Origin of the sequence: Stenotrophomonas sp. PD6 (assembly GCF_049199305.1) — a bacterium.
Taxonomy (GTDB): Bacteria; Pseudomonadota; Gammaproteobacteria; order Xanthomonadales; family Xanthomonadaceae; genus Stenotrophomonas.
Map to the genome: position 1 here is coordinate 320,201 of NZ_JBLZQD010000002.1, position 22,742 is coordinate 342,942.

Below are 22,742 nucleotides of genomic sequence, written 5' to 3' on the forward strand. Positions count from 1 at the left end.
CCCCGGTGTGGGGGCACCGCCCCCGCCCCCCGCCCCCCCGCCCCCCGCCCCTTGCCCGGCCCCCGGCCCCAAAACCGGGGCCGGGGGGCCCGCGCCCCCGCCCCGGGGCGGGGGCGCAGGACACCGCGGCCAGCGGGTCGCTGCCGAAGGTGGTCCTCAAGGAACTCGACGGGCACCTGAAGCAGCGCCTGCGCACGCAGCGCAAGCTGGACGCCGCGCGCGGTTCGCTGGACCAGCTCGATGCCCTGCAGCGCTCCGCCGGCACGCTCGACTTGGCCGCCGTCCGCGGCGGCCTGTTCGATGACGAGGAGTTGGGCGTGTACGCGTTGTTCGCGGCCGAGCGCGCCGTGCATCACTACGAGGCAAAGCAGCGCGACCTGCTGGGCGCGCACGTCCAGCGCATGGCCCAGTTGGCCAGGCGCACCGGCTAGGGCCTTACACCCAGTCGCGTGGCACCAGGTAATCGCCCAGCCGCGCTTCGGCGCTGCCGGGCTCGGGCTGGAAGCCATACTCCCAGCGCACGCGCGGGGGCAGGCTCATCAGGATGCTCTCGCTGCGCCCGCCGCTCTGCAGGCCGAACAGGGTGCCGCGGTCGTAGACCAGGTTGAACTCCACGTAGCGGCCCCGGCGGTACAGCTGGAACTCGCGCTCGCGCTCGCCGTAGGGGGTGTCCTTGCGGCGTTCCACGATCGGCAGGTAGGCGTCCAGGAAACCATCGCCGACCGCGCGCAGGTAGGCGAAGTCGCGTTCGAAGTCGCCATGCAGGTCGTCGAAGAACAGCCCGCCCACGCCGCGCGTTTCATTGCGGTGGCGCAGGAAGAAGTATTCATCGCACCAGCGCTTGTGCGCGGCATGGCGTTCGGCGCCGAACGGCGCGCACAGGTCGTGGGCGGTCTGGTGCCAGTGCCGCACGTCCTCGTCGAACGGATAGAACGGGGTCAGGTCGAAGCCGCCGCCGAACCAGGACGCCACCTGCTGGCCGTCGCGCTCGGCGCTGAAGTAGCGGACGTTGGCATGGGTGGTCGGCAGGTAGGGGTTGAGCGGGTGGAACACCAGCGAGACGCCGGTGGCGCGCCACGAGGCCCCGGCCAGCTCCGGTCGGTTGGCCGATGCCGATGGCGGCAGGCGGGTGCCGGAGACGTCGGAGAAGCCGATGCCGGCCTGCTCGAACACCGCGCCGTCGCGCAGGATGCGGGTGCGGCCACCGCCGCCTTCGGCACGCTGCCACAGGTCTTCGGCGAAGCGGGCCTGGCCGTCGGCGGCTTCGATGGCCGCGCAGATGCGGTCCTGCAGGTCGGTCAGGTAGGCGCGGACACGGTCGAAATCGTTCATGGGGCTACTTTAGCAGCGGGGCAGAGCCCCGCTCTACGGCAGCGGGGCCAGAGCCCCGCTCTACGGCAGCGGGGCAGAGCCCCGCTCTACGGCGCCTTGACGAACAGGCGGCGTACATCCGGGCGCAACAGGCGCAGCGCCAGCCAGGCGTGCAGGCCGGCGAAGGCAATCGAGGTCACGAGCATCATGCTGGTGTAGATCACGCGCTGTGACTGCAACTCGCTGCGCAGCCGCATTGCGTTCGCCATTCCCTCGGTGGGCAGGTGCACGCCGAGGTGGCGGTACACGTCGTCCACCACCCATACACCGGCAAAATTGAGCGCGGCGGTGCCGATCAGCAGCACGATGAAGGTCCAGAGCGCCCAGCGATGGCGGCGCAACAGGCCCCAGGCGGCCACGGCACCGGCTACACAGATGGCCAGCATGGCCACGTTCACGGCCACCGCATGGCGGCCGAACCAGCGCAGCGAACCCGGCATCCACGCCAGGTCGGCGTCGCGCAGCAGGTCCTGCAGCCAGGCCGAGCCGGACACCACCACGGCCAGTACCACGAAGCCCGCCCAGCACACCGCGGCGACGATGCAGATCACCAGCACGGACTTGGCCATCGGGACGAAAAAGCCCGGCGTGCCGTCGCCCTTGGGGCGCGCGGCAGCGTTGGGAAGCAGGGGGGGCGTAGTCGACGACATCCGGTGTCCTGGTGGGAAGGGGGAACGTGAGGCCCTCAGCCCGTCGCAAACGCGCGGGCCGCCGCCGGGAGGATATGGTCTTCGCTCAACGGTGCCAAGCGACGCCCGTGTGGCGGATCTACCGGCACCCAGGCCAGTTCGGCAATCTCGGCGCGGGCCTCGGGTGCGCCCTGCACCTGCACCCACCACGCCTGCGCATGCACGCGGCGGCCGGTTTCATGCACCGCCCAGTCGCTGAACGCGCCAAGCGGAACGGCGCTGGAGGGATCCAGCGCCACGCCCAGTTCTTCGTCCAGCTCACGGGCCAGCGCGGCCAGCGGTGCCTCGCCGGCCTCGGGCTTGCCGCCCGGCTGGATGAACACCGCCGAGCCGTGCTTGCGCACCACCAGCACGCGCCGCGCGGCATCGGCGATGACCGCGGCGACGATACGGATCGGCGCCGCGTCCTGGCTCACTTCAGGTTTTCGTTGAACAGCTTGAGGATGCGCTTGTACTGGTCCAGCCAGGAGTCGGCACGCACGTAGCCGTGGCGCTCCAGCGGGTAGGGCGCGATGCTCCAGTTGTCCTTGTGCAGCTCGATCAGCTTCTGGGTGAGGTTGACCGAGTCCTGGAAGAACACGTTGTCGTCCATCATCCCGTGCGCGATCAGCAGGTGATCCTGCAGGCCCTCGGCGTACTCGATCGGCGAGGAGACGCGGTAGGCCTCCGGGTCGATGTCCGGGGTGTTGAGGATGTTGGCGGTGTAGCCGTGGTTGTACTGGTGCCAGTCCACCACCGGGCGCAGCGCGGCGCCGGCCTTGAAGGTGCCCGGCGAGCGGAACAGCGCCATGAAGGTCATGAAGCCGCCGTAGGAACCGCCGTAGATGCCGGCGTTGTCACGGTCGCCCTGCTGGGTGGTCACCAGCCAGTCCAGGCCGTCCTTGTAGTCTTCCAGTTCCGGGTGGCCCATGTTGCGGTAGATCGCGGTGCGCCAGTCGCGGCCGTAGCCCTCGCTGCCGCGGTAGTCCATGTCCAGCACCACGTAGCCCTGCTGCACCAGCAGGTTGTGGAACATCTGCTCGCGGAAGTAGGCCGGATAGCGCTGGTGCACGTTCTGCAGGTAGCCGGCGCCGTGCACGAACATGGCGATCGGGTACTTCTTGCCCGGTTCCATGTTCTCCGGACCGTAGTACTTGGCCCAGACCACGCCCGCGCCGTGCTTGGACGGCACCTGCACCAGCTTCGGCTGGACCCACTCGCGTGCCTTGAAGGCGGCGCTGCGGGTGTCGGTCAGCACCTTGGCCTGGCCGCCGGCGGTGGGCACCACCGCCAGCTGTGCCGGCAGGTAGGCGCCGGAGTAGCGCACCAGCAGCTGCTGGCCGTCCGGCGACAGCGAGAAGTCTTCCACGCCGTTGAGCGAGGTCAGCTCACGCACCTGCCGCGAGGCGGTGTCGACGGCGCACACTTCGTAATCGCCCGGCGACTGCTGGTTGCACAGCACGTAGAAGCCGCGGCCGTCGGCGCTGGGCACCGGCATCGAGGTTTCCCACTTGCCGCCGGTCAGCGCCTGCGGCTTGGCCGTGCCCTGCTGGGTGTACAGGTGCGAATAGCCGGATTCCTCCGACAGCAGCCACAGCGTGCGGTTGTCGTTGGACCAGCCGAAATCGTTGAAGCCCCAGTTGATCCAGGCCGCGTCGGTCAGGCGGTGGCGGTTCTGCAGCTTCGCCTCGGACGGGCTGACGCTGGCAATCCAGCGGTCCTTGTTGTCGTTGGCGCGCAGCATGATCGCGGCCTGCTGGCCGTCGCTGCTCCAGCGCACGCCGGGCGCGCCGGGGCCGCCGAGCACCTGCACCGGGCGGTTGCCCTTCAGCGCGTCCTTGCCGGCGGCCTTGCGCAGCGCGGCCAGCGGGTCGCTGCCGATGCCGGGCAGGCCATCCAGCGACAGCGGCTTGACCGTGCCGGTGACGGCGTCGACCAGCCACAGCGCGTTCGGCTCCGGATCGTTGCGGCCGACGCGGGTACGGGTGTCTTCAAATTCCTCGTAACCGGACTCGGTCACGTACTTGGGCATCTTGCCGCCGCGGCCTTCATCGAAGCCCTTCGGCTTGGTGACCACGATCAGGCTGCGGGTGTCGGGCGACAGCGCGCTGTCGACGATCTCGACGTCGGCACCCAGGTATACCGGGCCCGGGGCGCGGCTGCTGTCGGCGCGGCGCCAGCTGGCTTCCTGCTCCTTGAGCGCATCGCGCTGGGCGCGGTCGTTGCGCAGGGTGGCCAGGGTGCGCAGCTGCTGGTCGCGCAGCACGTCGGCCTTGGGCGCGTCGTCGGGGTTCTTCTCGGCCTTCAGGCTGGCCACCTGCTGGACGCCGGCGGCGGCGGTCCAATGGAACCAGTTCTGGCCGGTGCGCCAGATCACCCCGCCATCGCGGGCGAAGTTGACCGCGCTGGCCTTCTCGGTGCTGCGGGTGAGCTGGGTCAGCGCGCCGCTGCGCAGGTCGCGCAGGAACACGTCGCCATTGCGCACGAAGACGCTGCGCTGGCGGGCGCTGTCGTACACCGGGGCGTCCACGTCCAGGCTGCCGCGCTGGTCATCGGCGACCTGGCTGGCCACGCCACCGTTGACCGGCTGGCGGAAGGTGTCGCGCACCGGGCTGCCCGTGCGCTTGAGCTGGTACTCGACCTGCTGGCTGTTCCACGACCACCACGCGCTTTCGACCGGCGGACCGATCCAGTCCGGGTCGGCCATGGCCTGTTCGATGGTGATCGGCGTCGGTGCCGCGTGGGCCGTTCCGCCGAGGGCGGCGAGCAGCAGCAGGGACAAGGGCAGCGTTCTGGGCATTGCGGGCGGCACCGTAGAGGAAAACCCGGCAAGCGTAGCAGCCGCAAGCCCGGCGGGAGGGGGCCACAGGTCATGGGGTGCGACCGATTGATGCAGCGCGTCACCCGGTCGCATGTGCCTTTCACGGAATCAGGCCCAGACTGGTACGCATTCCAGAATGTGCGGAGGCGTCGCTTGGACGCGTTGTTGTTGTCGCGGATCCAGTTCGGGTTCGTCATCAGTTTCCATGTGCTGTTCCCGGCCTTCACCATCGGTACCGCCAGCTGGCTGGCATTCGTGGAGGGCCAGTGGCTGCGCACCCGCAAGCCGATCTGGCGCGAGCTGTACTTCTTCTGGCAGAAGATCTTCGCGGTGTCGTTCGGCATGGGCGTGGTCAGCGGCATCGTCATGGCCTTCCAGTTCGGCACCAACTGGCCGCGCCTGAGCCAGGTGGCCGGCAGCGTGATCGGCCCGCTGCTGACCTATGAAGTGCTCACCGCGTTCTTCCTGGAGGCCAGCTTCCTGGGCGTGATGATGTTCGGCTGGGGCAAGGTCTCCCCGCGCCTGCATTTCTTCTCCACCTGCATGGTGGCGCTGGGCACGCTGGTGTCCACGTTCTGGATCCTGTCGTCCAACAGCTGGCTGCAAACCCCGGCCGGCCACGCCATCATCGACGGCATCGTGGTGCCGCAGGACTGGTGGCAGGTGGTGTTCAACCCCTCCTTCCCGTACCGGCTGGCGCATATGGCGCTGGGTTCGTTCATCACCACCTGTTTCGTCATCGGTGGCGTCGGCGCGTGGTACCTGCGCAAGGGCACCCACGTGGAGGCCGGGCGCACCATGCTGCTGGCGGCGGTGGCCTTCGCCGCGCTCACGGTGCCGGTGCAGATCTTCGTGGGCGACATGCACGGCCTGAACACCCTCAAGCACCAGCCGATGAAGATCGCCGCGGTGGAGGCGCACTGGCATGCCGAAGGCGAGGGCGAAGGCGTGCCGCTGGTGGTGTTCGCCGTGCCCAACGAGACCGCCGAGCGCAACGACTTCGAGGTCGCCATTCCACGCCTGGGCAGCCTGATTCTGACCCACTCGCTGGACGGCACGTTCGACCCGCTGACCTCGGTGCCCGCCAGCGAGCGGCCGCCGGTGGTGCCGGTGTTCTTCGCGTTCCGGATCATGGTCGGGCTGGGCACGCTGATGCTGCTGTTGGCCTGGGTGTCGGCGTTCCAGTGGTGGCGCGGCCGGCTGCTGCAGTCGCGCTGGCTGGTGCGCGGCTGGAACTGGATGCTGCCCAGCGGCTTCATCGCGCTGGTATCGGGCTGGTTCGTCACCGAAATGGGTCGGCAGCCGTGGGTGGTGTACGGCGTGCTGCGCACCGCCGACGCGGTGGGCCCGCAGAGCGCATGGATGACCGCGCTGTCGCTGGGCGTGTACATCGTCGGCTATGCGTTCGTGTTCGGCTGGGGCATCTGGTACCTGGTCAAGATCATCCGCACCGGGCCGAAGCCGCACGACCAGCAGCCGCCCATCGAGGACGGCAGCCACACCCCGGCGCGGCCGCTGTCCGGTGCCGACGAACCGCTGGAGGAGCGCTGACATGGAGATGATGACCTGGCTGCCGGTGGCGTGGTTCGCGGTGATCGGCTTTGGCGTGCTGATGTACGTGGTGCTGGACGGCTTCGTGCTGGGCATCGGCATCCTGGCGCCGATGGCCGAGGATGAGGAACAGCTCGATGTGATGATGAATACCGCCGCGCCGATCTGGGACGGCAACGAGACCTGGCTGGTGCTGGGCGGCGCGGGCCTGATGGCCGCCTTCCCCAAGGCCTACGCGGCGCTGCTGTCGGCGCTGTATCTGCCGGTGCTGCTGCTGGTGGTGGCGCTGGTGTTCCGAGGGGTGGCGTTCGAGTTCCGCTTCAAGGCGCACCGTTCGCGCCGGCTGTGGAGCGTGGCGTTCGGGCTGGGCTCGCTGCTGGCTGCGTTCGCGCAGGGCGTGATCCTGGGTGCGCTGGTGCAGGGCCTGCAGGTGGTGGACGGGCAGTACGTGGGCGGCGCCTTCAGCTGGTTCAGCCCGTTCTCGATGTTGACCGGGGCGGCGGTGGTGTTCGGCTATGCGCTGCTGGGCAGCACCTGGCTGATCCTGAAGACCGAAGGCCGTGAGCAGGCGTTCGCCCGCACGCTGACCCGGCCACTGGTGGTGGCGGTGATCGTGTTCATGGGCCTGGTGAGTGCCTGGCTGCCGTTCCTGGATTCGCGGCTGATGGCGCGCTGGTTCAGCGATGGCAACTTCTGGTGGCTGTCGCCGGTGCCGCTGCTGACCCTGGGCGTGGCCGTTGCGTTGTGGCGCAGCGCGATGCACCCGCGCCGCGACCTGCCGCCGTTCCTGTTGACGCTGGCGCTGTTCGTGCTGGGCTTCATCGGCCTGGTGCTGGGCATGTGGCCGTACCTGCTGCCGCCGAGCATGACGCTGTGGCAGGCCGCCGCGCCGGCCTCGTCGATGGGCTTCAGCCTGGTGGGCCTGGTGGTGCTGCTGCCGGTGATCCTGGGCTACACGGCGTGGTCGTACCGGGTGTTCCGCGGCAAGGTTCGCGCCGACGCCGGATACCATTGAGGCGATTGCCTCAATGGTCCACGCATTCTTCCTTAACCCCGCGCCGTCGGCGCGCCCCCTTCAACAAGAAGGGGGCTTCACATCGGACACGTTACGGTAGCGCCGACTGTTGGTCGGCCTTCGAGGTGCGCGGAAGCCGGCCAACGCGGATACATGGCGTCAGCCGTGCAGGCCTTCGATCTCCACCAGCAGCTCCGCGCGGCAGACTTCGGCGTGCAGCACGACGAAGGCGGGCGCGCCCGACAGTTCGGCCATCCGTGCGGCAATCGCCGGCATGTCTTCGGCGCGGCGCACGTACACCTTCAATAGCGAGGCGGCGCCCAGCTGCGCCGGCAGCGCGGGCCGCTGCACGCGCGCGGCATCCACCAGGCTCTGCAGGTTGACCAGGGTCTCATCCAGCTGCTCCAGCAACGCCCCGGTGTGCTGCGAGACATGCCCCACGATGGCGGCGGTGCCCGATTGCAGCAGCGGCAGGCCGGTGGCCGCCGGCGGCAGCAGGGCGCGCGAAAAACTCGGCGACTGCGGGCCGTACTGGCGGGGGTAGCGGAACGCGCTGACCTGGCGCGGGTTCTCCAGCGGCAGGCCGGGCTCGCGCGCGGCCAGCCAGTACACCTGCAGGCGGCGCACGCCATCGAAACGGCCAATGCAGGTCGCCGCCGGCAACGCGGCCTCGTCCAGCGCGCGCAACCCACGCACCCGGCCCACGCAGAAACGCCGGTAGCGTTCCTGGTCGCCGTCGCCCTCGGTCACCGCGTCCAGGTAGTTCCAGGTGCGCAGCAGGTGCGGGAAGCCGCAGCTCGTCAGAAAACTACTCATTAGAGCGTAGGCATCTGCCGCGGCTGACTCGATATCGCCGTCGACTTCGTCAATCTCGATCGCGCCGAACAGCACCGTGTCGTTGGCGGACCAGCGCACGCCGTCGCTTACGCCATGCTGGACGGGCGAGCTGCCCTGCCAGATTTCGATCTGCGCCGGGCCCTGTTCGGCCAGCGGCACCCGCAGCCAGCGCGGGTCGTCGCATGTTGCGGCATCGGTCGAAAAGCCGAAGACGGCCAGCGTATGCGGATCGGCCAGTGCGGCGTCCCGTTCAGCAGCCGGGGCATAAAACGCACGGAACAGCGCGGGGCCTACCGACGGAGAAATGACCTGCGAGGCCGCTACGCTGCGAATCGTGCTACTCATTTCAGATTGTGAAAGCTGCCAGTGCCGAGGGTGTCATGATAGCGTGCGCTCCTTTCGCGGCGTGCCCAAACGCGCCGAACGATGTCGTAGACAGGTGTGGGTCGGCCGGAATGGGGGCGCCGAGTCGCATTGCCGCCATGGCTCGTGCTTCCAGGTGCCCATCACTACGTTGGCGTGAATGATCGAGTTCTCAGTTGTGGATTGGTCGGCCTGGGCACCGGGACTGACCACGAAGTCGGATTGGCAGGCCTGGGCGCACGCGCCCACCGTGCCCGATGGCCCGGACACCCCGGCGCTGCCGGAGGTGCCGGCCATGCAACGCCGTCGCATCGAACGCCTGGGCCGCATGGCGATCCAGGCGGCCTGCTGGTGCGAGCAGCCGGACGACGCCGGGCAGGTGCCGCTGGTGTTCGCGTCGCGGCACGGTGATGTGGCGCGTTCGATGGAACTGCTCGACACCCTGCGCCAGGACGCCGCCATGTCGCCGACGGCGTTCGGCCTGTCGGTGCACAACGCGGTGGCGGCGCTGTACTCCATCGCCCGCGGCCAGCGCGGCAACTACCTGGCCCTGGCCGGCGGGCGCGGCACGGTCGAGGCGGCCTGCGTGGAGGCCTACGGCCTGCTGGCCGACGGCGCGCCGGAAGTGCGCGTGATCGCCTACGAATCGCCCCTGCCGGAGGTCTACGCCGGTTTCGCCGACGAGCCCGACCCGTACTTCGCGTGGTGCTGGCGGCTGGCGCGCGCCGATCGCCCGGGCACCCGGTTGTCGCTGGGCTGGGGCGCCGGCGACCAGGACAGCCCGCCCGGCACCCTGCCGCACAGCCTGGACGCGCTGCGTTTCCTGCTGTCCGGCGACCCCGCGCTGCAGTTCCAGGCCGATGGCCAGCAGTGGTCCTGGCAGCGCCATGGGTGAGCGCCTGGCCGCCCGCCTCGACCACGCCTGGCGCGTGTTCGGTACCGGCCTCAGTTTTGCCGCCTTCGGGATCGGCGGGCTGCTGCTGGGCGGGCTGCTGTTGCCGCTGCTGTTGCTGGCCCGGCATACCGCGCGCCGCCGCGCCCTCGCGCGCCGCCTGGTCCAATTCAGTTTCGCCAGCCATGTGGCGCTGATGCAGCGCCTGGGCGTGATGACGTACGAGATCCGCGGCCGGGAACGCCTGCAGCGCAACGGTCTGCTGATCCTGGCCAACCACCCGACACTGATTGACGTGGTGCTGCTGATCGCCCAGCTGCCCAACGCCGACTGCGTGGTCAAACAGGCGGTCGCAAGCAACCCGTTCATGCGTGGCCCGGTCCGTGCGGCCGGCTACGTAGCCAATAGCGACGGGGCGGGGCTGATCGACGACTGCATCGCCGCGGTCCGTGCCGGGGGCAATCTGGTGATCTTTCCCGAAGGCACCCGCACCGTGCCGGGCCAGCCGCTGCGGCTGCAGCGGGGCGCCGCCAACATCGCGGTACGGGGCCGGCTGGACATCACCCCGGTCCGGATCACCTGTACCCCGCCTACCCTGACCAAGGGCCAGAAATGGTATCGTGTACCATCACGGCGTTTTCACGTTCAGCTGGAAGTCGGGGAGGATCTCCCGATCGCTCCCTTCCTGACGGGAGCCGACGATACGCCCAGGGGGGATGCCTTGGCGGCCCGGCGCGTGACCGATCACCTTGCCCATTACTTCGACTTCGCTGGAGAACCAAGCCGTGCAGGCACTTGAGCACGAGATCAAGGAATTGATCATTTCATCGCTTTCATTGGAAGACATCGCTCCGGAAGACATTGATGCCGAGGCACCCCTGTTTGTCGAGGGGTTGGGCCTGGACTCGATCGACGCGCTTGAGCTTGGTTTGGCCCTGCAGAAAAAGTACGGTGTCAGCCTGTCCGCGGATTCGGAAGAGACCCGTCGCCATTTTTCCAGCGTGCGTGCCTTGAGCGAGTTTGTCGCCGCACGCCAGCCGTCGTAACGGCGCCAGGATTTGCCATGACCAAGAACGAACTTTTCGATCGCATCGTCAAGATCCTCAAGGACAGCTTTGAGATCGAACCGGTGCGGATCACGCCCCAAGCCCGCCTGTACGACGACCTGGACATCGACAGCATCGATGCCGTGGACCTGATCGTGCAGCTCAAGCCATTGCTGGGCCGCAACCTGCAGCCGGAAGCCTTCAAGTCGGTGCGTACCGTGCAGGACATCGTCGATGTCGTGCATGGGCTGCTGCCCGGGCAAGCGGCCGCCTGACGGCCGCCGCTGAAGATCGACCATGGTCCGGGTGCGTGTCGCGGCGTTTGCAGTGCTGTCGCTGGCCTACCCGCTGGTGGTGTACCTGTCGCTGGGCCGCTTCGAACCGCGCTGGATGGCGCTGCTGCTGTTCGCCCTGGCCGCGCTGCGCGCGCTGACCACCCGCCAACCGGTGTGGTGGGCCGCCGCCCTCGGCGCCGGACTGCTGGCGCTGCTGGCCACCGCGTTCAACCAGGCGCTGCCGCTGAAGCTGTACCCGGCGCTGGTCAATGCGGTGATGCTGGTCATCTTCGCCACCAGCCTGCGTTTCCCGCCCAGCGCGGTGGAGCGGCTGGCGCGCCTGACCGAGCCGGAACTGCCGCCGTTCGCCGTGGTCTATACCCGGCGCGTTACCCAGGTGTGGTGCGGTTTCTTTGTTCTCAACGGGGGCCTGGCCCTGATCACGGCGTTCTGGGCCTCCAACCAGGTCTGGGCGCTCTACAACGGATTGTTGGCGTACGTGATGATGGGTGTCCTGTTTGGCGGTGAATGGCTGGTGCGGCGGCGGGTGAAAGCGGCGCATGCGCATGGCTGAGTGGATCGCGCTGGACCGGCTGGCGCTGGTGCCGCAGCCGGGTCGTCTGGTCGGCATCGATGCCGACGGTCAGGCGGTGTCGCACCCGCAGTTCCGCAACCGGGTGCAGGGCTGGCAGCAGGCCTTCGCCCGCGCCCCCGGCCGCGACTGGGCGCTGTACTTCGACGACACCCTGGACTTCGCCGCGGCCCTGCTCGGGGCATGGCATGCCGGCAAGCGCGTGTTCCTGGGCGGCGACAACCTGCCTGCCACGCTCGACAGCCTGGCCCCGCGCGTGGCCGGCTTCGCCGGGGATGTCCCCAGCCGCTACGCGCCGCTGCAGCCCGACGCCGACCCCGATGCGTCCGCCCCGCTGCGGGCGCTGGACGAAGACGCGCTGGAACTGGTGGTGTTCACCTCCGGCAGCACCGGCGCGCCGACGGCGATCGGCAAATACCTGCGCCAGCTCACCCGTGAGGTCGACGCCCTGCAGGCCGCCTTCGGGGAACAGCTGGAAGGCGCGCAGATCCACGGCACGGTGTCGCATCAGCACATCTACGGCCTGCTGTTCCGCGTGTTGTGGCCGCTGGTGGCGGGGCGCGCGATCCTGCCGCGGCGCTTCTTCCACGAAGACCTGATCAGTGCGTTGGCGCAGCAGGATTCGGTGCTGGTGGCCACCCCGGCGCACCTCAAGCGCCTGCCCGAGCAGCTCGACTGGCCCTCGCTGGGCGGCCGGCTGCGCGCGGTGTTCTCCTCCGGCGGCCCGCTGCCCACCGACGCAGCCGTCCAGGCGCGCGCGTTGCTCGGCGTGGCGCCCACCGAAGTCTTCGGCAGCAGCGAAACCGGCGGCATCGCCTGGCGCCAGTGGAGTGCCGAGCAGCCACAGTGGCACCCGCTGCCCGGCGTGGCATGGCGCATCGACGACGGCTGCCTGTCCGTGTCCTCGCCGCATCTGGCCGAGGCCGGCTGGTGGCAGACCCAGGACCGGGTGGAGGCCGACGCCGGGCGCAGCTTCCGCCTGCTCGGGCGCGCCGACCGCATCGTCAAGATCGAAGAACGCCGGGTGTCGCTGGACGCGCTGGAACAGCAGCTGTGCGCGCACCCGTCGGTACAGGAAGCGCGCGTGCTGGTGCTGCCGGGCGCGCGCGAGCAGCTTGCCGCCGTGGTGGTGCCCCGGGCCGCCGGCGTGGCGCAGTGGGACGACGCCGAGCGCCGTCGCCAGGCCCAGGCGCTGGGCGCACACCTCGCGCAGAGCCATGACGCGGTGACCCGCCCGCGCCGCTGGCGGTTCGTCGACGCGCTGCCCTACAACGCGCAGGGCAAGACCACCGCCGCCGCGTTGGGCGCCCTGTTCCGGCCGCTGCTGCCGGCGGCCGAATGGCAGCAGCGCGACGCCGCCGCGGCCCTGCTGGTGCTGCCGCTCGAGCCGGACCTGGTGGCCTTCGACGGCCACTTCCCACAGGCCAAGATCCTGCCGGGCGTGGTCCAGCTCGACTGGGCGATCCACTACGGCCGCCAGGCATTCACCCTGCCGCCGCGCTTCGAGCGCATGGATGCGTTGAAGTTCCAGCACGTGGCGCGCCCCGGCGACCGCCTGCAGCTCACCCTGGGCTGGGACGCGGCGAAGTCGGTGCTCAGCTTCCGCTACGTGTCCGACCATGGCGTGCACGCCAGCGGCCGCGTGGTGTTCGGCGATGCATAGCAGCAGCGCAACCGCCGGGGTGTTCTCGCCGCTGGTGGTCATTCCGGTCTACGACCACGAGCACGCCATCGGCGCGGTGGTCGCGGGCGTGCTGGCCAGTGGCCTGCCGTGCCTGCTGGTCGACGACGGCTCGCACACGGCGTGCGCGCTGGCGCTGCAGGCGCTCGCGACTGCACACCCGGGCCAGGTCAGCCTGCTGCGCCTGGACGTGAACCAGGGCAAGGGCGGCGCGATGCTGGCCGGATTTGCCGAGGCCGCGCGACGCGGGTACTCGCACGTGCTGCAGATCGATGCCGATGGCCAGCACGATCCCGCCGACATTCCGCACTTCGCGGCGCTGGCCCGCCAGCATCCGGCGGCGGTAATCTGCGGCATTCCCCGTTACGATGAGAGCGTGCCCAAGGCGCGCCTGTATGGTCGTTACGCCACCCACATCTGGGTCTGGATCAACACGTTGTCGCTGCAGATCCGCGATTCCATGTGCGGCTTCCGGCTGTACCCGCTGGCCCCGGTGATCCGCCTGGTGGGCGAGGAAACCATTGGCCGGCGCATGGATTTCGACAGCGAGATCCTGGTGCGGCTGTTCTGGCGCGGCGTGCCGGTGATCAGCCTGCCCACCCGGGTGACCTATCCCAGCGACGGCGTCTCGCACTTCGATGTGTGGCGCGACAACGTGCGGATCAGCCGCATGCACACGCGCCTGTTCTTCGGCATGCTGCGCCGCGCACCGCACCTGCTGTGGCAACGCATCGGCGGAGCCTCGCAGGCATGACGCCGCAGGCACCGGCCAACGCCCCGCATTGGGCCGACCTGGGTGAAACCACCTCGGCCGCCGGGGTGCTGTTCCTGTGCGGGGTGCACCGCTGGTTCGGCCGCTGGCCGTTCCGCCTGTGCGTGTACCCGGTGGTGCTGTGCCACTGGCTGGGCAACCGCGTGGCCCGCCAGGCATCGATGCAGTACCTGCAGCGGCTGCAGGCACATGCCGGTGTGTTCGGCGGCACGCCCGGGCGCTGGACCAGCCTGAAGCACTTCGCGCTCTTCGCCGACACCCTGCTGGACAAGCTGCTGGGCCTGGGCGGCCGTTATCCCGCCCAGCGCATCCGCCTGCAGCGCGACCTCATGCTGGAAAAGATCGCGCGCCGCGAAGGCGGGCTGATCATCACCGCGCACATCGGCTGCCTGGAACTGTGCCAGGTGCTGGCCGAACAGGTGCCGGGCTTCCGCATCACCGTGCTGGTGCACACCGCCCACGCGCAGCGCTTCAACCGGCTGATGCAGCGGCTCGACCCGCTCGCCTCGGTGGAACTGATGCAGGTCACCGACATGGGCCCGGCCACCGCCGTGGAGTTGCAGCGCCGCGTCGCCGACGGCGGTTTCGTCGCCATCGTCGGCGACCGCGTGCCGCTGCGCGGTGGGCGCACCGTTCCCGCGCAGTTCCTCGGCCACACCGCTCAGTTTCCGATCGGCGCGTATGTGCTGGCGTCCGCGCTGGCGTGCCCGGTGTACACCATGGCCTGCCTGCACGAAGGCGACGGTTACCGCGTGCGCTTCGAGCACTTCAGCGACCGCATCGTGCTGCCGCGTGGTTCGCGCGACGCCGCGCTGACCGCGCAGGCCGAACATTTCGCCCGGTGGCTGGAGCTCCAGGTCACCCAGGCCCCCTTGGACTGGTTCAATTTCTTCCCCTTCTGGGATCAGGCATCTCATGGCAAGTAATTCACCCCCCATCCGCTTCGGCGATGCGCCGCTGACCATCGAAGACGTGGTCGCGCTGTCGCAGCGCCGTGCCGAGGCCGTCGTTACCGACGACCCCGCGTTCACCGCACGCATCCAGCGCGGCGTGGATTTCCTCGACCGCCTGCTGCGCGAGGACGGCGTGATCTACGGCGTCACCACCGGCTACGGCGATTCGTGCACGGTGAACATTCCGCCGGCGCTGGTGGCCGAGCTGCCGCATCACCTGTTCACCTACCACGGCTGCGGCCTGGGCCGCTTCCTGGACGAACAGGAGACCCGCGCCGTCATCGCCGCGCGCCTGGCCTCGCTGTCGCGCGCCATGTCCGGCGTCAGCCACCCGCTGCTGCAGGGCCTGGCCACGCTGCTGCGGCATGACGTGCTGCCGCTGATTCCGGCCGAAGGTTCGGTCGGCGCCAGTGGCGATCTCACCCCGTTGTCCTACGTGGCCGCCGTGCTGTGCGGCGAGCGCGAAGTGATGTACCAGGGCGCGCGCCGCCCGGCCGCCGAGGTGCTGGCCGAGATCGGCATGACCCCGTTGCGGCTGCGCCCGAAGGAAGGCCTGGCGATCATGAACGGCACCGCCGTGATGACCGCGCTGGCCTGCCTGGCCTATGACCGCGCAGATTACCTGACCAAGCTGGCGACCCGCCTGACCGCGTTCAACGTGCTGGCCAGCGATGGCAACGCGCATCACTTCGACGAGATGCTGTTTGCTGCCAAGCCGCACCCGGGCCAGATGCAGATCGCCGCGCGCCTGCGCGACGACCTGCACAGCGACCGCCCGCCGCGCAACGAACAGCGCCTGCAGGACCGCTACTCGCTGCGCTGCGCGCCGCACGTGATCGGCGTGGTGCAGGACGCGTTGCCGTTCCTGCGCCAGTTCATCGAAACCGAACTCAACAGCGCCAACGACAATCCGCTGATCGACGTCGAGGGCGAGCGCATCCTGCATGGCGGCCACTTCTACGGCGGTCACATCGCCTTTGCGATGGATGCGTTGAAGAACACCATCGCCAACCTGGCCGACCTGCTGGACCGCCAGCTGGCGCTGGTGGTGGATGCGCGCTTCAACCACGGCCTGCCGGCCAACCTGTCGGCGTCCACCGGCGAACGCGCGCCGATCAACCATGGCCTGAAGGCGCTGCAGATCAGCGTCTCGGCGTGGACCGCCGAAGCGCTCAAGCAGACCATGCCGGCCTCGGTGTTCTCGCGCTCCACCGAATGCCACAACCAGGACAAGGTCAGCATGGGCACCATCGCCGCGCGTGACTGCCTGCGCGTGATCGAGCTGACCGAGCAGGTCGTGGCCGGCATGCTGATCGCCGCGCGCCAGGGTGTTGCCCTGCGCCAGCGGGTCGGCATGACCGCCACCCTGCATGGCGACCTGGAGACGATGTACCAGGACCTGTGCGGGCGCATCGCGCTGGTCGAGGAAGACCGGGCCCTGGACGGCGAACTGCGCAGCCTGCTCGACGATATCCGTGGCCAGCGCTGGAGCCTGTATGACCGCCCCTGACCTGAGCTTCGAGGTGGCCCTGTCGCCCACCTTCCACGACTGCGATCCGATGCACGTGGTGTGGCATGGCAACTACTTCAAGTACTTCGAAATCGCGCGCTGCGCCCTGCTGCAGCGCTACGACTACGACTACCCGCAGATGCGCGACTCCGGTTATGTGTGGCCGGTGGTGGACGCGCGCGTGAAGTACATCCGCCCGCTGCTGTACGGGCAGGCGCTGCGCGTGCGCGCCACCATCACCGAATGGGAGAACCGGCTGAAGATCGCCTACGAAATCCGCGACGCAGAGAGCGACCAGGTGCTCACGCGTGCGCACACCATCCAGGTCGCGGTCGACGCGGCCACCAACGAAATGCTGTACCTGTGCCCCTCGGTACTGTGGGAACGGCTGGGAGTGCAGGCACCATGATTCGTCTTCTGCGCACGCTGGGTGTGCTGATGCTGCTGGCCGTGGCCAGCCCTACCTTCGCCGCGCCGGCGGCCAACGTGGACCTGGTCAAGCAGCGCGTGGCCAAGGTCACCGTGCTGCGTGGCGAGTTCAGCCAGGACAAGCAGGTGGCGGGGTTCAAGAACCCGCTGCGCTCGCAGGGCCGCTTCGTGCTGGCCCAGGACCATGGCGTGATCTGGACCACGCTCAAGCCGTTCCCGTCTGAAGTCGTGGTCACCCGCGACCGCATCCTCAGCCGCCAGCGTGACGGCAGCAGCCGGGTGGAGCTCGACGCCAAGCAGCAGCCGGCGATGCGCTCGGTCAACGCGATCATGTTCGCGCTGATGAGTGGCGATGCGCAGGCGTTGTCGGCGCAGTTCGTGGTCAAGGTCGAGGCGCTGCCCGACAATGGCTGGCGCATGCAGCTGACCCCGCGCTCGCCGATGCTGGCCAAGGTGTTCAGTGCGCTTGAACTGAGCGGCGACCGCTACGTGCGCGAGGTGCAGATCACCGAGGCGAACCAGGATGTCACCCGCATCCATTTCGCCGGCCTGAGCGAGACCCCGGTGCAGCTGAGTGCCGAGGAGGGTCGCAAATTTGAATGAGTCGTTGAATTCGGCCTGGCGCGAGAACGGCCGGCTGCAGCGTGCCTGGCGCTGGTTGGCCATTGCATGGCTGCTGGTGCTGGTCGGGCTGGGCGTGCAGCAGTGGCAGCTGTGGTCGAAGGAGTCGCGGATCGACACCGACATCCTGGCGCTGCTGCCGCAGGATGCGCACGACCGCCTGCTGTCGGATGTGACCCGGCGCATTGCCGATGCGAATTCGCGGCAGATCGTGGTGCTGCTCGGCAGCGCCGATGGCACGGCGACCAAGGCCGCCGAGCAGGCGTTCCGCAAGGAAATGCGGGTAGAGCGGGGCTCTGCCCCGCTGGTCCAGGAAAGCGGCTCCATCGAAGGCTGGTTTGATGAGGCGCGCGCGTTCTACGCGCCGTACCGCGACCGCCTGCTGACCGACCAGCAGCGCCAGCGCCTGCAGGACGAACCGGCCGAGAGCCTGTCCGAATCCGCGCTGGCCGCGCTGTACGGCCCGATGGGCGCGCCGCGCCTGACCGAATGGCGGCAGGACCCGCTGTCGCTGTGGCCGCAGTGGTGGCAGGAGCGCGCTGCAGCGTCCGGCCTGCGCATGGGTGACGACGGTCTGCTCGAGGCCGACGGCAAGCACTGGTCCGTTATCCAGTACGAGACCCTGGGCTCGGCCTTCCAGCTCGATGGCGAGCGCCATATCGACGTGCTGCTGGACGCCGCCACCGCCGCGGCTGCCAAGCACGCGCCGGGTCTGGAAGTGCTGCGCGCCGGTGTGCCATTGCACGCCGAAGCCGCCGCCGTGCAGGCGAATTGGGAAATCAACACCATCGGCTGGGGCTCACTGGCGGCTGTGCTGCTGCTGGTCTGGCTGGCGTTCCGTTCGCTGCGCCCGATCCTGCTGGTGGCCGCGTCGCTGCTGATCGGCTGCGGCGTCGCCCTGGCGGTGACCGTGCTGGTGTTCGGCAAGGTGCACGTGCTGACCCTCGTGTTCGGCGCCTCGCTGGTCGGCGTGGCCGAGGACTACGGCATCCATTGGTTCGCCTCGCGACAGGCCGAACCGGCTGACCGCCGCTGGAAGCTGCTGCGCCACCTGCTGCCCGGCCTCTGGCTTGCCCTGGTGACCAGCGCGCTGGCCTACCTGGCGCTGGGCCTGGCCCCGTTCCCCGGCCTGCGCCAGATGGCGCTGTTCTCGGTGGTGGGCCTGGCCGGTGCGTTCCTCACCGTGATCTTCTGGTTCCCGTGGCTGGATGGTGGCGAGATCCGCAGCACCCGGTTCGCACGCTGGCTGGGCGCGACGCTGGAACGTTGGCCGCGCCTGCACGGTCGCCGTCCGGTCGGCCTGTTCCTGGGCGCGGTGGTGGTGCTGTCGGGGCTGGGCATGCTGCGGCTGACCGCCGACGACAACCTGCGCAGCCTGCAGTCCTCGCCGATGTCGCTGATCAACCAGCAGATCCGCATCAGCCAGATGCTGGGCATGCCCAGCCCGGCGCAGTTCTACCTGGTGCAGGGCGACAACGCCGAACAGGTACTGGAACGCGAGGAAGCGCTGATCGCGCGCCTGCGCGTGCTGTCGGCCAACAAGCAGATCGGCGGGTACCGCGCCATCAGCGAGTGGCTGCCGTCGGTGCAGCGCCAGCACGCCGATGCGGCACTCACCGCGCGCGTCGAACCGCAGGTGCTGGCCGCCGTGGGCGAGAGCGTGGGCGAAACCCTGCAGCGCCCGGACTACGCGGCGCAGGACCTGCAGGCCGACGCGTTCCTGGCCTCGCCTGCGGCCATGCCGTTCCGCCACCTGTGGCTGGGCGAAGTAGGGCAGGGCATGGCCTCGGTGGTGATGGTGGACGACCTGTCCCGCGCCGACGCGCTGACCCTGCTGGAAGCGCAGGCCAAGGGCATCGACGGCGTGCGCTGGGTCGACCGCACGGCCGATTTCTCCGCGCTGCTCAAGCACTACCGCAAGCTGATGAGCGCGCTGCTGCTGGTCGGCATCGTGCTGGTGTTCGCGGTGCTGTACTGGCGCTATCGCGCGCAGGCGTGGCGGGTGTTCGCGCCCACCCTCGCGGCCGGTGCGCTCACGCTCGGCCTGCTCGGCCTGTTCGGCCAGCCGCTGCAGCTGTTCAACGTACTGGCGCTGATGCTGCTGCTGGGCATGGGCATCGACTACGGCATCTTCCTGATCGAACACCGCGGTGATGCCAGCGCCTGGCTCGCCGTGTGCGTGGGCGCGGCCAGCACCTGGCTGTCGTTCGGCCTGCTGGGCCTGTCGGCGACGCCGGCGCTGCGCGCGTTCGGCCTCACCCTGCTGTTCGGCATCGGCCTGGTCTGGCTGATCTCGCCGCTGTTCCGCCCACCGCCTCACGACGCACCGCACTGAGCGACCGCGTCGAACCCCCCACTATCGTGATCAAGGATGCATCGATGAACGCAGCACTGGAAACAACCGAAATACTGGTGATCGGCGCAGGTCCTGCCGGTTCCGTGGCCGCCGCCATGCTGCGCCAGCAGGGGCGGCAGGTGCTGATGCTGGAGCGCCAGCAGTTCCCGCGCTTCTCCATCGGCGAGAGCCTGCTGCCGCAGAGCATGGAATACATCGAAGCGGCCGGCCTGCTGCAGGACGTGGTGCAGGCCGGGTTCCAGTACAAGAACGGCGCGGCCTTCGTGCGCGGCGAACGCAGCACGGAATTCGACTTCCGCGACAAGTTCTCGCCGGGCTGGGGCACCACCTACCAGGTGCAGCGCGCCAACTTCGACGATGTGCTGGCGCGCGGCGCCGAGCGCATGGGCACCACCCTGCGCTTCGGCGATGAAGTGCTGTCGGTCGAGCCGGGCAGCCCGGCGCGCGTGCAGGTGCGTCGCCCGGACGGAAGTGAGTACACCATCGAGGCCGGCTTCATCCTCGACGCCAGTGGTTTCGCGCGCCTGCTGCCGCGCCTGCTCAACCTTGAGTCGCCGTCGAACTTCCCGGTGCGCGGCGCGATCTTCTGCCACGTGCGCGATCACATTCCGGCCGACGCGAACTTCGACCGCAACAAGATCCTGATCACCACCCATCCCGAACACGTGGACGTGTGGTACTGGACCATCCCGTTCTCCAACGGCTGCTGCTCGCTGGGCGTGGTCGCCGAGCCGAGCTTCTTCGAGAAATACGAAGGCACGGATCTGGAGAAGCTGCAGGCCATCGTCGGCGAAGACCCTAACCTGACCCGCCTGCTGAAGAATGCCGAATGGGCGGTGCTGCCGGTGCGCACCATCACCGGCTATTCGGCCAACGTCAGTTCGCTGTGGGGCGAAGGCTATGCGCTGCTGGGCAATGCCGGCGAGTTCCTGGACCCGGTGTTCTCCTCCGGCGTGACCATCGCCTTCAAGTCGGCCCAGCTGGCCAGCGAGTGCCTGGCACGCCGGCATGCCGGCGAGCAGGTGGACTGGGAGCGCGAGTTCGCCATTCCGCTGCGCGCGGGCGTGAAGACCTTCCGCCGCTTCGTCGAAGCCTGGTATGCCGGTGGCTTCCAGAAGATCATCTACCACCCCGACCCGCAGCCGGACGTGCGCCGCATGATTTCTTCCATCCTGGCCGGCTATGCCTGGGACACCAACAATCCGTACGTGGCCGACGACAGCGGTCGTCGCCTGCGGGTGCTGGAGGAACTGTGCACCGGCTGATCCTTGCCCTGTTGCTGGGGGTGCTGCTGGCCGCCTGTGCCAGCACCCGCATGCCCGCCCCGCTGGTGCAGCTGCCGACCCTGCAGCTGCCGCCGTCCGCATTGCCTGCGCCGCTGCAGCTGCAGCAGCGCCTGCAGTTCCGCTTCGGCACCCACGAGCGCGAGCTGGACGCGTTGCTCGAAGCCGACAGCCAGCAGGTGCGGCTGGCCGTGCAGGCCATGGGCCAGACCGGCGTGCGCATGGTCTGGGACGGGCGCACCCTGGAACAGACCCGGGCACCGTGGCTGCCGCCGCAGGTACGCGGCGAGCGCGTGCTGGACGACCTTCAGTTTGCGCTGTGGCCGGCCGATGCCATCCGGGCGGCCTTGCCGGATGGCTGGACCCTGGTGGAAGCCGGCGGCGGCCGCCGCCTGGAGCAGGGCGGCACCGCCTGGCTGGTACTGGAGCCGCTGGCCGACGGCCGTGTGAAACTGCGCAACCTGGCCGAAGGCTATGAGCTGGTGATCGAATCGTTGGACATGGGACAAGCGCAATCGTGAGCAGTACCGCTGTATATCTGAACGAACTGGGCGTGGTCTGCGCACTGGGCAACGGACGCGCCCAGGTGCGCGACGGCCTGTTCGCCGACCAGCCCGGTGGCCTGCGCGACAACGACCGCATGTTCCCCGGGCGCACGCTTGCGCTGGGCGAGGTGGGCGGTGCGTTGCCGGACCTGTCGGCGCTGCCGGTGGCGCTGCGCGGGCGCAACAACGCATTGCTGGAAAGCGCGCTGCAGCAGATCCGCCCGGCCGTGGACGCGGCCATCGTGCGCTACGGCGCCGAGCGGGTGGCGGTCATCATCGGCACCAGCACCTCCGGCATCGGCGAATCAGAAGACGCGCTGCGCCTGCAGGCCGCCGAGGGCCGCTGGCCCGACGACTTCCACTATGCCCAGCAGGAAATGGGTACCTCCGCGCGCTTCGTGCGCACCCGCATCGGCAGCAGCGGCCCGGCCTGGACGCTTTCCACCGCGTGCTCGTCCAGCGCCAAGGCGCTGATGTCGGCCGCGCGCCTGCTTCGCGCCGGCATCGTCGACGCCGTGGTTGCCGGCGGCGCCGATTCGCTGTGCCGCTTCACCGTGGCCGGCTTCAGCGCGCTCGAGTCGGTGTCGGCCGCGCGCTGCAATCCGTTCTCGCGGCACCGCAACGGCATCAACATCGGCGAAGGCGCGGCCCTGTTCCTGATGACCCGCGAACCCGGCCCGGTGCGCCTGTCCGGCTGGGGCGAATCCTCTGACGCGCACCACATGTCCGCGCCGGATCCGCAGGCGTTCGGCGCGATCGATGCCATCCGGCAGGCGCTGGACCGCGCCGGTCTGGCCCCCGATCAGGTCGACTACGTGAACCTGCATGGCACCGCCACCGGGCACAACGACGCCATGGAGAGCCTGGCGGTGGCGGCCGTGCTGGGCACGCAGGTGCCGGCCAGCTCCACCAAGCCGCTCACCGGCCACACCCTGGGCGCGTCCGGTGCGATCGAGGCGGCGCTGTGCTGGATGACCCTGGCCGACAACCCGGAGCAGCGCCTGCCCACCCACTGGTGGGACGGCCATGGCGACGACGCGCTGCCGGCATTGGCCCTGGTCGCCCCGGGCACGCGCGCGGCGCAGCCGCCGCAGCATGTGCTCAGCCACTCGTTCGCCTTCGGCGGCAGCAATGCCGTGCTGGCCCTGGCGCGGAGTTGAG

General features: G+C 69.3%; 23 protein-coding genes. 18 read left to right on the plus strand and 5 right to left on the minus strand.

Features of this window, described 5'->3' with window-relative positions; genetic code table 11:
- The first annotated feature begins 149 nt into the window (after nt 1-149).
- Nucleotides 150-431 carry a hypothetical protein gene (locus tag ACOZHM_RS04230; protein WP_421567708.1) on the plus strand — a complete coding sequence of 94 codons (282 nt, stop codon included), beginning with the start codon at nt 150-152 and terminating at the stop codon, nt 429-431.
- 4 nt (nt 432-435) lie between these two features.
- Here ACOZHM_RS04230 and hemF read toward each other — a convergent pair whose 3' ends face one another.
- The 4 genes from hemF to ACOZHM_RS04250 all read right to left on the minus strand — a co-directional run bounded on the left by hemF (nt 436) and on the right by ACOZHM_RS04250 (nt 4,839).
- Complete coding sequence (hemF, locus tag ACOZHM_RS04235) at nt 436-1,332, minus strand: oxygen-dependent coproporphyrinogen oxidase (protein ID WP_421567709.1); 897 nt, start codon at nt 1,330-1,332, stop codon at nt 436-438.
- Nucleotides 1,333-1,418: 86 nt separating this feature from the next.
- Nucleotides 1,419-2,021 (minus strand): hypothetical protein, encoded by a 603-nt coding sequence (locus tag ACOZHM_RS04240; RefSeq protein WP_421567711.1) that lies wholly within the window; start codon nt 2,019-2,021, stop codon nt 1,419-1,421.
- Between the two features lie 35 nt (nt 2,022-2,056).
- Nucleotides 2,057-2,476, minus strand: coding sequence for an NUDIX hydrolase (locus ACOZHM_RS04245; protein WP_421567713.1), 420 nt, complete (start codon nt 2,474-2,476; stop codon nt 2,057-2,059).
- Nucleotides 2,473-4,839 carry a S9 family peptidase gene (locus ACOZHM_RS04250; RefSeq protein WP_421567714.1) on the minus strand — a complete coding sequence of 789 codons (2,367 nt, stop codon included), beginning with the start codon at nt 4,837-4,839 and terminating at the stop codon, nt 2,473-2,475. Before ACOZHM_RS04250 ends, ACOZHM_RS04245 begins: the two co-directional genes overlap by 4 nt.
- A 174-nt stretch (nt 4,840-5,013) precedes the next feature.
- Between ACOZHM_RS04250 and ACOZHM_RS04255 the strand changes: the two genes are divergently transcribed.
- Both ACOZHM_RS04255 and cydB read left to right on the plus strand, forming a co-directional pair.
- On the plus strand, nt 5,014-6,411 hold the full coding sequence (locus ACOZHM_RS04255; protein ID WP_421567715.1) for a cytochrome ubiquinol oxidase subunit I: 1,398 nt from the start codon (nt 5,014-5,016) through the stop codon (nt 6,409-6,411).
- A 1-nt stretch (nt 6,412) separates the two neighbouring features.
- Complete coding sequence (cydB, locus tag ACOZHM_RS04260) at nt 6,413-7,426, plus strand: cytochrome d ubiquinol oxidase subunit II (protein ID WP_421567716.1); 1,014 nt, start codon at nt 6,413-6,415, stop codon at nt 7,424-7,426.
- 159 nt (nt 7,427-7,585) lie between these two features.
- Here cydB and ACOZHM_RS04265 read toward each other — a convergent pair whose 3' ends face one another.
- Nucleotides 7,586-8,608 carry a pteridine-dependent deoxygenase gene (locus ACOZHM_RS04265; RefSeq protein ID WP_421567718.1) on the minus strand — a complete coding sequence of 341 codons (1,023 nt, stop codon included), beginning with the start codon at nt 8,606-8,608 and terminating at the stop codon, nt 7,586-7,588.
- Nucleotides 8,609-8,786: 178 nt separating this feature from the next.
- Between ACOZHM_RS04265 and ACOZHM_RS04270 the strand changes: the two genes are divergently transcribed.
- Genes ACOZHM_RS04270 through ACOZHM_RS04340 form a run of 15 tightly spaced genes read left to right on the plus strand, consistent with a single transcriptional unit; the run spans nt 8,787 to nt 22,741 of the window.
- Complete coding sequence (locus ACOZHM_RS04270) at nt 8,787-9,521, plus strand: beta-ketoacyl synthase chain length factor (protein WP_421567719.1); 735 nt, start codon at nt 8,787-8,789, stop codon at nt 9,519-9,521.
- Nucleotides 9,514-10,317 (plus strand): lysophospholipid acyltransferase family protein, encoded by an 804-nt coding sequence (locus ACOZHM_RS04275; RefSeq protein WP_421567721.1) that lies wholly within the window; start codon nt 9,514-9,516, stop codon nt 10,315-10,317. Before ACOZHM_RS04270 ends, ACOZHM_RS04275 begins: the two co-directional genes overlap by 8 nt.
- Nucleotides 10,304-10,564: a phosphopantetheine-binding protein gene (locus ACOZHM_RS04280; RefSeq protein WP_421567722.1), complete on the plus strand. Its 261-nt coding sequence runs from the start codon at nt 10,304-10,306 to the stop codon at nt 10,562-10,564. Before ACOZHM_RS04275 ends, ACOZHM_RS04280 begins: the two co-directional genes overlap by 14 nt.
- A gap of 17 nt (nt 10,565-10,581) precedes the next feature.
- Nucleotides 10,582-10,839 (plus strand): acyl carrier protein, encoded by a 258-nt coding sequence (locus tag ACOZHM_RS04285; protein WP_102946213.1) that lies wholly within the window; start codon nt 10,582-10,584, stop codon nt 10,837-10,839.
- A 22-nt stretch (nt 10,840-10,861) separates the two neighbouring features.
- On the plus strand, nt 10,862-11,413 hold the full coding sequence (locus ACOZHM_RS04290) for a hypothetical protein (protein WP_313347478.1): 552 nt from the start codon (nt 10,862-10,864) through the stop codon (nt 11,411-11,413).
- A complete protein-coding gene (locus ACOZHM_RS04295; protein ID WP_421567724.1) occupies nt 11,406-13,094 on the plus strand; it encodes an AMP-binding protein in 1,689 nt (562 codons plus the stop codon). The genes ACOZHM_RS04290 and ACOZHM_RS04295 overlap by 8 nt, the downstream gene beginning before the upstream one ends.
- Nucleotides 13,087-13,866, plus strand: a complete 780-nt coding sequence (locus ACOZHM_RS04300) for a glycosyltransferase family 2 protein (protein ID WP_421567726.1) — start codon at nt 13,087-13,089, stop codon at nt 13,864-13,866. The genes ACOZHM_RS04295 and ACOZHM_RS04300 overlap by 8 nt, the downstream gene beginning before the upstream one ends.
- Complete coding sequence (locus ACOZHM_RS04305) at nt 13,863-14,810, plus strand: acyltransferase (RefSeq protein ID WP_421567727.1); 948 nt, start codon at nt 13,863-13,865, stop codon at nt 14,808-14,810. The genes ACOZHM_RS04300 and ACOZHM_RS04305 overlap by 4 nt, the downstream gene beginning before the upstream one ends.
- A complete protein-coding gene (locus tag ACOZHM_RS04310; protein WP_421567728.1) occupies nt 14,800-16,347 on the plus strand; it encodes an HAL/PAL/TAL family ammonia-lyase in 1,548 nt (515 codons plus the stop codon). Before ACOZHM_RS04305 ends, ACOZHM_RS04310 begins: the two co-directional genes overlap by 11 nt.
- On the plus strand, nt 16,334-16,756 hold the full coding sequence (locus ACOZHM_RS04315; RefSeq protein ID WP_421567729.1) for an acyl-CoA thioesterase: 423 nt from the start codon (nt 16,334-16,336) through the stop codon (nt 16,754-16,756). Before ACOZHM_RS04310 ends, ACOZHM_RS04315 begins: the two co-directional genes overlap by 14 nt.
- Nucleotides 16,753-17,379, plus strand: coding sequence for a LolA family protein (locus tag ACOZHM_RS04320; RefSeq protein ID WP_421567730.1), 627 nt, complete (start codon nt 16,753-16,755; stop codon nt 17,377-17,379). The genes ACOZHM_RS04315 and ACOZHM_RS04320 overlap by 4 nt, the downstream gene beginning before the upstream one ends.
- Entirely contained in the window at nt 17,372-19,732 is a 2,361-nt protein-coding gene (locus ACOZHM_RS04325; protein ID WP_421567731.1) for an MMPL family transporter, read from the plus strand. Before ACOZHM_RS04320 ends, ACOZHM_RS04325 begins: the two co-directional genes overlap by 8 nt.
- A 44-nt stretch (nt 19,733-19,776) precedes the next feature.
- On the plus strand, nt 19,777-21,018 hold the full coding sequence (locus tag ACOZHM_RS04330) for an NAD(P)/FAD-dependent oxidoreductase (protein ID WP_421567732.1): 1,242 nt from the start codon (nt 19,777-19,779) through the stop codon (nt 21,016-21,018).
- Complete coding sequence (locus tag ACOZHM_RS04335) at nt 21,006-21,557, plus strand: DUF3261 domain-containing protein (protein ID WP_421567734.1); 552 nt, start codon at nt 21,006-21,008, stop codon at nt 21,555-21,557. The genes ACOZHM_RS04330 and ACOZHM_RS04335 overlap by 13 nt, the downstream gene beginning before the upstream one ends.
- Nucleotides 21,554-22,741 carry a beta-ketoacyl-[acyl-carrier-protein] synthase family protein gene (locus ACOZHM_RS04340; RefSeq protein ID WP_421567736.1) on the plus strand — a complete coding sequence of 396 codons (1,188 nt, stop codon included), beginning with the start codon at nt 21,554-21,556 and terminating at the stop codon, nt 22,739-22,741. Before ACOZHM_RS04335 ends, ACOZHM_RS04340 begins: the two co-directional genes overlap by 4 nt.
- Nucleotide 22,742: the final 1 nt, after the last annotated feature.